At 30.6% G+C, this 12,856-nt stretch carries 8 protein-coding genes; 5 read left to right on the forward strand and 3 right to left on the reverse strand.

Annotated elements, in window-relative coordinates; translation table 11 throughout:
• Positions 1–286: 286 nt before the first annotated feature.
• The 5 genes from ACFFGL_RS02260 to ACFFGL_RS02280 all read left to right on the forward strand — a co-directional run bounded on the left by ACFFGL_RS02260 (position 287) and on the right by ACFFGL_RS02280 (position 8,039).
• Positions 287–3,391: a DUF262 domain-containing protein gene (locus tag ACFFGL_RS02260; protein ID WP_309729105.1), complete on the forward strand. Its 3,105-nt coding sequence runs from the start codon at positions 287–289 to the stop codon at positions 3,389–3,391.
• On the forward strand, positions 3,392–5,284 hold the full coding sequence (locus ACFFGL_RS02265) for an AAA family ATPase (RefSeq protein ID WP_309729103.1): 1,893 nt from the start codon (positions 3,392–3,394) through the stop codon (positions 5,282–5,284).
• Positions 5,285–5,976: 692 nt separating this feature from the next.
• The gene (locus ACFFGL_RS02270) at positions 5,977–7,095 is read left to right on the forward strand and encodes a mechanosensitive ion channel family protein (RefSeq protein WP_309729101.1); all 1,119 of its coding nucleotides are present in this window, start codon (positions 5,977–5,979) and stop codon (positions 7,093–7,095) included.
• A gap of 362 nt (positions 7,096–7,457) precedes the next feature.
• Positions 7,458–7,691, forward strand: coding sequence for a hypothetical protein (locus tag ACFFGL_RS02275; RefSeq protein WP_309729100.1), 234 nt, complete (start codon positions 7,458–7,460; stop codon positions 7,689–7,691).
• 132 nt (positions 7,692–7,823) lie between these two features.
• A complete protein-coding gene (locus ACFFGL_RS02280; RefSeq protein ID WP_309729098.1) occupies positions 7,824–8,039 on the forward strand; it encodes a VF530 family protein in 216 nt (71 codons plus the stop codon).
• A gap of 218 nt (positions 8,040–8,257) precedes the next feature.
• Here ACFFGL_RS02280 and ACFFGL_RS02285 read toward each other — a convergent pair whose 3' ends face one another.
• The 3 genes from ACFFGL_RS02285 to ACFFGL_RS02295 form a co-directional block, all read right to left on the reverse strand.
• Positions 8,258–9,103: a DUF4249 domain-containing protein gene (locus ACFFGL_RS02285; protein WP_309729096.1), complete on the reverse strand. Its 846-nt coding sequence runs from the start codon at positions 9,101–9,103 to the stop codon at positions 8,258–8,260.
• A gap of 4 nt (positions 9,104–9,107) precedes the next feature.
• Positions 9,108–11,714 (reverse strand): TonB-dependent receptor, encoded by a 2,607-nt coding sequence (locus ACFFGL_RS02290; protein WP_309729094.1) that lies wholly within the window; start codon positions 11,712–11,714, stop codon positions 9,108–9,110.
• A 97-nt stretch (positions 11,715–11,811) separates the two neighbouring features.
• Positions 11,812–12,663: a FecR family protein gene (locus ACFFGL_RS02295; protein ID WP_309729092.1), complete on the reverse strand. Its 852-nt coding sequence runs from the start codon at positions 12,661–12,663 to the stop codon at positions 11,812–11,814.
• Positions 12,664–12,856: the final 193 nt, after the last annotated feature.

The following is a 12,856-nucleotide window of genomic DNA, read 5'->3' on the forward strand; positions in this document are numbered from 1 at the left end:
AAAAAGCCCTAATCAGATCTATAAAGAATTTTCATTGGGTCTAGACCCAATGAAAAAAGAAAAATTGTGTAATTTAGAGCTGTCCGAAAACGGGTAAGTCTTCATAATGAAATAAGTTTCTTCTAAAGCTAATATATTAGAGTAGGAAATTTTTAAAAATAGTATTAAACCCATATAGTCTCTTACAATATGTTCTGAAATTTGAAGTAATTAATTTATATTTACAATTGAAAACAATACTATTTTTTTTAATTATTATTAATTCAACTTTGGCTATATCATAAAAATGGAAATTAGAGAAATATTTGAAAACAAAATAAAAATTGAGCCAAAAGTAATGTCCATTGAGGTCCTTTTCAATAACCCTGAAAGATTAAAGGAAACAAATTATAAGCCTTTTTATCAGAGAAATTATGTTTGGGATGATGAAAAGGCAACATATTTCATAGAAAGTATTTTACTTGGAACAGAGATTCCTCCCTTAATTTATTTTAGAAACTCAAATAAAGTTGAAGTAATTGATGGGAGACAGAGGTATCAGACTATTTTAAGGTTTATAAGTAACGAGTTTAAACTAAAAAAAAATGGTTTACCAAAACTACAGAATATTGGTATTTCTAATAATTATTTTAGAGATTTAGATGCGAATTTGCAGGATTTATTTTGGGACACAAAACTTCGCTTAATTGAATTTAGTTTTCACAGTCAAAATTTAATAGATGAAGAGGTTGAAGATGTGGTTAAAAAAGAAATTTTTAAAAGATATAATTCAGGAATTACTCCGTTAAAACCAACAGAAATTGATAGTGCATTTTATTTTGATGATGATTTAAATTCATTTTTTAAGCAAAAACTAATTAGTGATCAAATTTTATTTAGAGATATTTCGAATGTATTACATTTTGAAAAAACTAATAATGAGGTTTTATTAAAAAAAATCAGACAATTGTTAGTTCAGCATAAAATTCCGATTAAATTTTATGCTGTAAAAAAAAATATAATAATTGCCAAATTTTATGAGTTCTCCTTTTCCGATATAGACGAAACGGAAATTAGAAATATCTATTCAAGTTTTATTGACAAAATAAATTTAATCAAAAAAATAAAATCAAATTTTACAGCTGAAAAAGATTTATACAATAGGCTTATTTCCGAATGTTTATTTTGGGTTTTTTCTATAATGGAAGATGAAAAACTTTCACTTTCATTGATAAATCAACATATTATAGATGAGTTAGTAGAGTACATTTATAATAATATAGAATCTTTTGAAACTATTAGAAGTTCATTCGCAAAAGAGCTATATACAAGATATGATGTTATTTCAATTTTCTTTTCAGAAAAGTTTGATATTAACTTTACTGAATATCTTCATAACAATTCTGATTTCAAACAAAAAAATAAAGAAATAATACCTGAGGTTGAGGAATTAAAAAGTTTTGATGACTTACGAATTAATAAACCAGAACCATCATCAATTGCAATTGTTGATATCTGTCGTCAAATGAGTAGAAATAGGTTCTTAATACGACCACCTTACCAAAGAAAAGAAGTAATTAATAAAAAGAAATCTTCTAGCATAATAGAGAGTATACTTTTAGGTATAAAATTACCTCCAATTTTTATATATAAACGTAAAGATGGGATTTCAGAAGTTCTTGATGGTCAACAACGACTGTTAAGTATTCTTGGTTTTATAAAAGAACCTTATTTAGACGAAACTAATAAAGTAAGGCACTCGGATAAAAATGGTTTTTCATTATACTTAAAAAATAGCATTTTAAAAAATTTACATGGAAAAAAATACGAGCAATTAACTCGCGATCAACAATATAAAATTAAAAATTTTGATTTGTGGATTATAGAAATAAATTATAAAAATAATATCAATTTTGAGCCAATTGATTTATTTCTCAGATTAAATAATAAACCATATCCAATAAAAGAAGACACTTTTGAAATGTGGAATTCTTATGTGTCTCGAGATATTATTTTAACTATACAAGCAATTTACAAAAACAATAATGATTGGTTTTATATAAGGAAAAATAATTCTAGAATGGAAAATGAAAATATCTATACTGCTTTAGCATATTTTCAATATACATGGATTATTTCAGGAAAGCCAATCAATTTTAAGCCGAAAGATGTTGATATTTATAAAGTTGTCGACAAAATTAATTTTAGAATAAAATCTAAGAATGAGATAACTAAGGTCTTAGAAGATATATCCAAAACAGAAAGATTTATTAATTCAGCGAATAATTTTGAATTTAATTTTATTAAAAAATTACGTATTCTTTTTTCTGATAACAATAATAGTTCTACTTCAATTTTGAATAATAATTTAGAGGATACACTAAATATTGTAAAAGGTAGAAGAACTCAACAAGCATTTTATGCTTTATGGTATTTTCTTTTTGACATACCTTTCGATGTGGTTGAAAGGTCGAAAGTAGAAATAAGAAAGGATTTAAAGTCATTATTTAAAGATATGTCTGGAATTGAAAGTAAAGAGTTGTTTCATTTGAATATTGATCATTTTAAATCTAGATACAATGATATTCAAACTGACTTATTTTTAGATAATCCGAATTATCAATTTTTGGAAAAAGCACAATTAGGAAATATTTCGATTATTTCTCAAGGTGTAACTAATAAAAATATTAAACCGAATTCAATAAAATCAGAGTTTTCATTTCCTTATTTTGAAAAAGGTGAGTTTAATAATTATCAAATTAGAAAGGAAGATATTAGTTATTTAGATGATGTTTCTATGTTTAACACTAAAGATTTTTTTAGTCTTCGTGATAAAATATTACTTAAACGAAATTTGACATCTTATACAAAATTTAGCACAGCATATTTTGATTCCAATTTAATATTTAAACCTAATACAATTGGTATTGTTGTTAACCGCTATGGATTTGAAACAAAATATGTATTAGCTATTCTTTCGAGTAGGTATTGTTTTAATGTTTTTTATTTAAATAATTTCAGAAAAATTGATGATTCGAAAAACATATCTTTATCTGAAATTAGGGCTATTGATATTCCAGTCATTCCAACTGAAAAACAGCTTCTTTTTAGTAAAATTGTTGATTATGTTTTAATTTGTAAAATTGATTCTGAAGCGACTTTATTTTTTGAAAGATTAATAGATGCAATGGTTTATGAATTATTTTATCAAGTGCAATTTGAGAATGCAAGCATTAAAATTTCAGAATATTTAAAAGATTTACCACCAGTAGAAAGAAAAGATGATATTGAGTTTATAGATTCAATATACAAAAAGCTAAGCAATCCTAATCATGAACTCAATACCAGTTTATTGAAAATTTTAAATATTAATGAGATAACGGCTATTGAAAATAATTTTGAAAATTTTTAAATGACAAAAAGGATAGTTTCATTTAAGATAAATAATTGTAGAGCTTATTATGGTAAATATAATGCATTGACATTGCCAAATGGAGAAAATGTTTTAATTTATGGAGAAAATGGAAGTGGAAAGAGTTCTCTTTATAAAGCAATGAATAATTTTTTTGCAAAGTCCAACAATCCTTCTTTATCTTTTGTAAAAAATAGATATTTAAATCATTTGGATGGGGAAATTAAATTGACTTTTGCTGAATTCACAATTTCACCTTACCAAATTGTATCAGGAACTGATAGTGAATATGTATTTGGGAATAAATTTAGTGACAATAATATTCCGTTTATACAAACAGCATCACTTGTAAAAGGTTTTTTAGATTACACTGACCTTTTAAAAGTTTATTTGCATAAAGAGGAACGCCCTAATTTATTCGATTTAATTGTTCTTTCACTTTTAGCGAATCATATACCAATTGCAAGTGGTGGTAATTTTAAATTTAAGAATAAGTGGGAACAATTACAAAGAAACTTAATAGAAGAATCGTATACAAGAAATAATCGTTCACATAAAAATGCAATTTCAGAATTACCTATTTATGAGGTTCATCTAAGATCTACCTTAGACTCAGTTTTTCAAGAATTAAATCGCTTATTAAATACATATTTTCCCGATTTGGGTATTCAACTTAAATATATTCTTCTCCCTTTAGCCTTTAATTACGGTGATAAATGGCAATGGCACACAACTTCTGATTTAAGATTAGATGTTTGCAAAGATGGAGTGAGCATTACAGGGGACTATAGTGATTTTCTTAATGAAGCGAGGTTATCAGCTATTTCGATCTGTTTATATCTAGCCTCACTGTTAAAAAATCCAACTAGTGTAGATTTAAAAGTATTATTTTTAGATGATGTTTTTATTGGATTAGATGCTGGTAATCGTATACCTATATTGAACATTTTGAGAACAGAGTTTTCAAGTTATCAAATATTCATATCAACTTATGATAGACATTGGTTTGAATTGGCAAAAAGACAATTCGAGGTATATGATGATAACTCTTGGTCAACATTAGAGATTTATGTTGGATCGGAAACAGTAAATCATAATATAATTCCCAAACCAATACTTGTTACTGGAATGACAAATTATGAGAAAGGGATACAATATTTACATAATAATATTCGACCTGATTATCCAGCTTCATCTAATTATTTCAGGAAATCAATAGAAGAAATAATTCAAAATTTAGTACCTAAATATGAGTTGGTAGGTTTAGAAAACACTCAATTAGCAGATTATAAATTAACAAGCTTATTATTAAAAACCAAAAATTTTCTAACAAAAATAGAGGAAGATACTTCTGAAATTAATAAGATTATTGGCTTATTACATAATTTAATTCACCCTTTTTCTCATCATGAAATTACATCTCCAATTTATAAAAATGAACTTTTAATACTTGAGGATTCAATTCCGAAACTCAAAAAACAGTTAATTGATCTAGATATTGAAAATAATTATAAATGTATACTTGAAAAAGGAAAAAATATAAAAATCACTTTTACAGTTAATTCAGCAATAAGTCATTTTTATTATTACGAATTAAAATTAAAAGAAAACATTATCCTTAAAAAGGATAGAATTCCTAATATATCATTTTGCAAATGTCATGTTGAGAAAATTTATGGAACTAAAAATGGTACTCAAATATCTGAATCACGTCCATCAAAAAATAATCCAATATTTAATTATACTTCTTTAAAAAAGGCTTCAGATTTAATTTATGATTTTTTACAAACATTTAATGGAGCTCCTTTTCCAAAGAATCACAATTATTTAGATCAAATTGAATATCATGATGGAGGCAATTGGATTCCATTTAAACCAAAAACAATTTGGTAAGTTGACCTTATAAAATATTGACTAAAAACAATAGGAAGAATAAGCCTTTATATTTTAAGGATTTTGTAATATTATTTTTAAGAGTTTCAATTATAAATGAAATCTCAAATTAATGTTATCGGTTATAATGCTTACTGAATACTACATATTGTCTACTAAAAACGGTCAATTAAACGACTTCTCGATACAATTTCATCCTCTCTATTGCTCTGTTAAAATCACTCCTTTAGACTTGTATTGTTATTTTCAAATTATAATAATAGATAAAAAAAGAAAACGGCCTATCGAGTAAAATATTAAAAATCAAGGTGGCAGTGGTGGGGAAAAGATAAAAAACTGTTTGACCGTAGGGAGTTCTTTTTTATCTGTGGAAGCGATCACCGTAGTATTTTCTTATATTTTTCTCGTCAGACTAGACTTTTGCTTCTTTTCGGCAATGGAAAAGAGGAGATAATTGAAATAAAACTTACTTCTCGATACAATTTACCTTCGCTACCGCTCTGTTAAAACCACTTGAAGTGACAGGTATGAATGCAATTTATAGCTTTACCACCGGTTAACCTCATTTTTTCCAGAAATTACCTACCGGTGGATACTATTCTGAGGGAAAGGCTCGTTATCTTTGCAAAAACTAATTTAACTATCAAAATTCGCTTTTTTAAATAGAGCTCCCTTTTTATCAAGATAATTTTATGATGACCAAATTTTGGAATACTTATAGCGATGCAATTATATACGCTCTTATAGTAATAGGCGTTGTGCTGTTGCTGTTGGTTTTTACTAAATTACTATACAGATGGCTGGTAAAAAAAGCAGCAAAAAAACATCCCGGTGAGCAACCTACTACGATAAGACTTGTTAAGCGTATACTCAATACCTTATGGGTTATTCTAGGCTTAGCAGCTTTAAGTTTTATATTTATATCTAAAGATAAATATGCTGTCGCCACCAAAAATTTTGAACTTATATTCTATGTTGGGTTTGTATTAGTTTTTACCATCATAGGCGCCAGTATCGTAGAAACTTTATTTTCACGAATGATAAAGAAAACTATAGCTACAGACGGTGATCCTACCAGCTATAAATTTTTACGTTACTTAAGTGTATTTGGTGTTTATTTTTTTGGGGCTATTCTAGCTACATTGGCATTTCCTGCTTTAAGAGGAGTAGCCCAAACGGCGCTGGGAGGTGCAGGGATTTTGGCCGTTGTTATTGGGATTGCCTCTCAAGAAGCGCTAGCAAATATTATAGGAGGGATATTTATCATTTTATTTAAGCCTTTTCGGGTAGGGAATGTGATTAAAATTACCGATACTTTAGTAGGTACGGTTACCGATATTACACTTCGGCATACGGTAATTAGAAATTATCAGAACAAAATGATTGTCATCCCAAATGCTATTATTAATAAGGAGAAGGTTACGAATTATGATCTAGAAGAAAAAAAGATTTGTCAGTGGATTGAAGTAGGTATCTCCTACGATAGTGATATCGATCTGGCTAAGCGTATTATGATAGAAGAGTGCGAAGCACACCCCAACCTTTTTGATAATCGTACCCATCAAGAACTTAAAAATGGAGTACCATTAGTAATTGTTCGAGTGGTTAATTTGGGTGATTCTTCGGTTACTATTCGTGCTTGGGCGTGGGCCTGGGATTATGCTTCTGCCTTTGTGATGAAATGTGAACTTTACGAAAGTATAAAAAAACGATTTGATGCGGAAGGAGTAGAAATTCCTTTCCCACACCGAACGTTAGTATTTAAGCGAGATAAGTCGGAGCAACTTACCAATGCACCATCAATTGATTAACGTGTTTTTTTATTCAAGCGTAAGGTTTTTACGGATATTTAATGTAATACCTCAAAAAGTCCTATAAACAAGTAAATTGTAATAACTGATATTTTCGTCATTCCGGACTTGATACGGAATCTCATATTTTATTGAAGAACAACATCTTAAGTATGAGACCCTGAAATCGAAGATTCAACGGAGTTAATCAAGTTCAGGGTGACGACGTATGGTTATGATTGATCCTGGTCATTCAATAAAAAAATAGTAAAAATAGAATCAAAGCTATAAAGCATAGTATACTCAATTTATTTCCTTTAATCACTTAATTTTAAACATATTAGCCTCAATGATTTTTACTATAACCCAAAAGCAAGTTGAGGTTGAAAAAAATTCTTCTTTCCGGTAATGGGAAAGAAGGGATAATTGCTATAAAAATTACTTCTCGATACAATTTTGATCTCGCTACCGCTCTACCAAAACCACTCGAAATGACAGGTATGAGTGTAGTTGAAATAGAACTTACTTCTCGATACAATTTTACTCTCGCTGCCACTTTGTTAAAACCACTTGAAGTGACTGGTAGTAATGGAATTTGGAACTTGACTACCGGTTAACCTCAATTTTTTCAGAAATTACCCGTCGGTAGATGGTATTCTCCGCAAAGGGCTTTTTATCTTTGTCAAAAATTTATGTATGTCAATATCATTTTATTTACAGTCATCCCATTCTTCTTCTAATCAGTAATCATGGCACAACCTAACAATCCGCTACACGGCGTTAAACTCGCCGATATGCTGAACTACCTGCAAGATTATTATGGCTGGGAAGGTTTGGCCGCCCATATTAACATCAATTGTTTTAAGTCTAATCCTTCCGTAAAATCCAGTCTTACGTTTTTACGCAGAACCGATTGGGCTCGGACTAAAGTAGAAGAACTCTATTTAAAAACCATCCAGCGGTAAATCGGTTTTAGAGCGCTTGGGCAGGCTAAAATAAATAGAAATAGCTTTCAGGTTTTGCGGATGCTATTAGCCTTACTCAAAAAAAGGAGGATGCATCGCATATCCCCAGTTTTCAAGCAAATAATCCTAGGTTCTTTTAATTATTAAACTAATCCCACCAAACCCGTTATGGTTAAAAAGGTTTTTTAGTGCTTGTATAGAAATACTCTTTATCAAAATTAATTAACCTCCTGTATGGTATAGGATTTTTTTTGGACCTCGCTTAATCTAAAATAGCCTAGAGCATAGTTTTCTTTATTTGTTTCATTTACGATATTCCCTCTGATATTTGCAGGAGGAGTAGCAAAAGGATTGGCATTGGTGGTCTCTAAAATAAGACTCATATAATTGTAAAATTGCTCAGAAATCCCTCTAAATCTAATATCTACGGTAGAACCTGTTTCTAAATCTTCATCAGAAAAGCTAAAATCTATTTCATTACCATTAAAAAATTCATCACTACTAATTCCATATTCAGGATAGATTAAAAAATCACTCTGAAAATCTTCGAGGTAATAATTTTCTTCCTCTTCCGGGTCATTAAAATAAAAAATAACTTCGTAATCGTCTTGTGAAAAACCTCCATCTTTTCCTTGCTCTACTTTTATAATTTCAGGAGTGCCCACCATTGTTTCCGTAGCCGTATAAATTTCATTATCTACCACTACACGTAAATGATAGGTGTTTTCGATTTCAGGTAAAAAGTCATTACATTGGTAGGTTCCTGGTTCATCGGTTTCTGTAAATGTAAAAATATCTCCATTGGTATTGGTTATTTCCACTTGGGCATCACTTACTTTTTGGGTTTCTGTGTTATAATAATTGGTGAGACGACTAAGGTAAATTTTTTGTGAATTTCCAGAAGTATTGGGTTCCCAGAGGATTTCAGCATCAATTACTAATATGTTATCGCTAGCTTCCAAATCTACTTCAATTACCTCTTCACAAGAAATTAGGAACATATTTATGCTAATGAGTATAGCGAAAGTCCACATTGTTTTAATTAATTTATATAAAGTTTTCATAGGTTTAAAATTTGAAATTATAAGATACACTGGGTAAAAAACCGAAAATAGAAAGGCGTCGAGCTTCATTGATTCCACTATCTTCATTAGTGGTAAATCTAACTGAAGCCGCATTTTGCCGGTTATAAACATTATAAATGCTGAATACCCAATAGCTTTGCCAGCCTTTATTTTTGTTGGGCTTAGGCGTGTACGTAGCGGCTAAATCTAAATGGTGGTAAGTAGGTAAACGGTTTTCGTTTCTTGTAGAATAATTGGGGACATGAAGCCCTCCTAATTCATAATACCCATTTGGGTAGGTTACCGGTTGTCCAGATTGTAAAGAGAAATTAGCGCTAAAAGACCATTTATCGGTATACTCATAATTAGTGACAAAATTTAAATTATGAAGTTTATCGTAAGGAGAAAGGTACCATTCCCCATTAGCAATTCCAGGGTCTTGAGATGTATTTCCGCTAGTGCGTTGTTCTGCTCTCGATATGGTGTAGGAAAGCCATCCGGTTAATTTTCCTGTGTTTTTTCTTAATAGGACTTCTAAGCCGTAAGCGCGCGCTTTTCCGTTTAGTAAAACTTGTTCTATGTTATTATTACCAATAAGATCTGCCCCATCTACATAATCGGTCCGGTTTTGAATGTCTTTATAAAATGCTTCGGTTTCTAAGGAATATTTTTTGTTGCTGAAATTTTTAAAGAAACCCAACGCATATTGGTCTAAGAGCTGTGGTTTAATGAAAGGGCCGCTAGGCGTCCACATATTTACCGGAGTTGGGGATTGACTATTGGAAATAATATGAAGATACTGCGCCATTCTATTGTAACTTGCTTTAAAGGAAGTTTCTTCATTTAGAGCAAAAGATAATGAAACACGCGGTTCAATATTATTAAAATCGCTGATGACTTCACCGCTGTCATAACTGATGCTTCCGGTAGGTGTGGCTTCCTCATAAATGTTGAAATTAGGATTGTAAATTGCCGGATGGTTATTCGCGTAGGTGTTGATGTCTTGCGGACCATAACGATAGAACATACTATAACGAGCGCCATACCGTACATTTATTTCTTCGGAAATTTTATGATTCACATCGATATAAGCAGAAGGTTGCAAGGCGTATTTTTTATTTAATTGATTAAAGTTTATCGCAGAACTTTCGTCTTTGGGAGCCAAGGTTCCAGGATTCATTTCATAATAAATTGCTTCTGCGCCGTAATCTAACTGGATCCTCTCAGAGAGGTAATGTTTCCAATCGTATTGTAAACCATAACTTATGATATCGCTTTTCCATTCATAACTTTGACTGTTTAGGTTTAAGTTGAATTTATAGTCACTATAGAATAAAGATAAATGGGTTAGTATATCTTCATTGAAGCGATGTTCCCATTTTATATTTCCCATGGTATTTCCGTACGTAGAAGCGAAACTATCCCCAATATTAAAAATATCATTTCCATAATAGCCTGAAAAACTAATCGCGTTTTTGTCATTTAAACGGTAATTCAGTTTCGTGTTCAAGTCGTAAAATTGAACAGCATTATCGTTATCGGCTAATTTTAGAAATAAATGAGCATAGGAGGTTCTACCGCCAATCATAAATGATCCTTTTTCCTTTTCGATAGGACCTTCTAGCATGATTTTACTGGAAATTAACCCAATTCCCCCTGTTCCTTTTAATTTTTGGTCATTTCCGGTATGTTGATTGACGTCCAGTACCGAAGATACCCGTCCTCCAAATCTTGAAGGAATTCCGCCTTTATATAATTCTAAATTATTTACGATATCTGCATTAAATACAGAAAAGAATCCAAATAGATGTGAATCACTATAGATTGGAGCGCCATCTAATAAAATTAAGTTTTGATCTGCCGCCCCACCACGTACATTAAAACCCGAAGACGCCTCGCCGGCATTGGATACGCCCGGTAAGGTAAGCAACGACTTTAAAGGATCGGGTTCTCCCATCGCCACGGGGATTTGTTTTATCTCTTGCATATTTAGCGTATTTACGCTCATTTGCGGTTTTTTAATGTTTACCGCTTTATTATTCTGAGTGATAATAACTTCCTCTAAGGTTTGGTCTCCGGGTTCCATAGAAGAATTTAATTGTTTATCGGAGAAAAGCGCGATTTGTTCCGTTTTTTCTTTAAAACCTACATAACTGATAATTACGGTATAATTTCCCTTTGGAAGTTTTATCGAAAAATAACCGTTTTCGTTTGTCACAGCGCCTTTTGCTTCTTCTTTAATGTAAATATTTGCCCCTAACAGCGGTTGGTTTAAATCATCTAGAATTATGCCGGATAAGGTATAATTTTCTTGCGCTGTTTTCGACTTGCTTTTAACGGTAATGTTATTTCCGATTACCGAAAAATGGAAAAGGGTAGTGCGGTTAAGAATTGAAATGAGCTCTTTAATTTCAATATCTTTATAGGCTATTTTTTCCGTTAGTTTTTTATTTAAATCAATTTGATTATTGTAAGCAAATTTATATTCTGTTTGATTTTCAATTTCCGTAAAGAGTTGTTGTAATGTGGTAGATTCGTCTAATGAAATAGATATATTTTGTGAAAATAAATTTAGACTCAGCATTAAGAAACAATACTGTAAATGCTTCATAAAATTTGTATTTTTGAGTTGAAAGTTAAAATGGATGATTTCTATTTTAATGTATGGAAAGGATGTTTGGTTTAGCGGCTACGACATCCTTTCTTTTTTAGTTTAGTACTATTTCTCTTAGGTCTTCATCGATATGTGGCTTTAGATTGTATATTTCAGCTAGAATATTGGTGATATTTGATAGTTCTTCCTTTTCTCTAATGCGTAGGGTGATCTTTTTCTGCAGTAATTTTTTAGGTACTGTGAGCTTGTAGTGATAGTTCTCTTGAATGTAGTTAATGACAGAAGAAAGCGGTTGATTGTTAAAATCTTTAAAGTTTTTAAACACTTCTACGGCCAGTTTATTTTTATTATAAATGAATTTTTCTCCCGGTGATAATATCCAATTGTGCAAACTGTCTTTTACATTCATTTGTACTTTTCCCTCATAAAGCTTTATACTTATCGTATGGTTGGTATCTTCTTTAACCGTAAATTCTGTTCCTAACACGGTAGTAGTGGTCTTTTTACAAAATACCTGAAACGGATAGTTTTCGTTTTTTTGTACTTTAAAATAGGCTTCACCAGTTAAATGTACTTTTCTATTTTTTCTGAAATCATGAGTGAATTTTAGTTTTGAATGGGGCTCAAGTTCTACTAGTGAACTATCAGGAAGGTATAAGCGTTTTATTTGTGAAGATGGATTTTCGATAATATTGAAGTTATCAGCAATTGTGCTTTGGGAATTAATTGGCGTATTGAAAACCAAAAAGCTACTGAGGCAAATAAAAATTAATAGGACAGCCGCAGCAGCATAATGCCAAGGTTTTATGGTTTTATTTTTTTTGTTGAATGTGTCAGCTGAAAAATTTTCCCATGAAGAGAGCGCCTTCTCCTCAAGTTGCTGCTCGGGTTTTTCCTTCCAGATTTTCTTTAGTTTTTTTTCTATTTCCTTTTCGCTTTCATCCATTGCCATTTGTTTTTAAAGCTGCTAAAAACAAGCTTATTGCCTTTTTAAAAAATCAAGAAACGATACCTTAAATTTCTCTGTAGATATTATTTTTACCATAGAAATGCCGGGTTCAAAAACTGAAATGAAGCAACGTTTTAGCTATATTTTTTCTACGTAAACTATAAAATGTAAGTTGCGCATTCAATCTTTA

The organism is Mesonia maritima, from assembly GCF_042433895.1.
In the GTDB taxonomy this organism is placed as follows: Bacteria; Bacteroidota; Bacteroidia; order Flavobacteriales; family Flavobacteriaceae; genus Mesonia; species Mesonia maritima.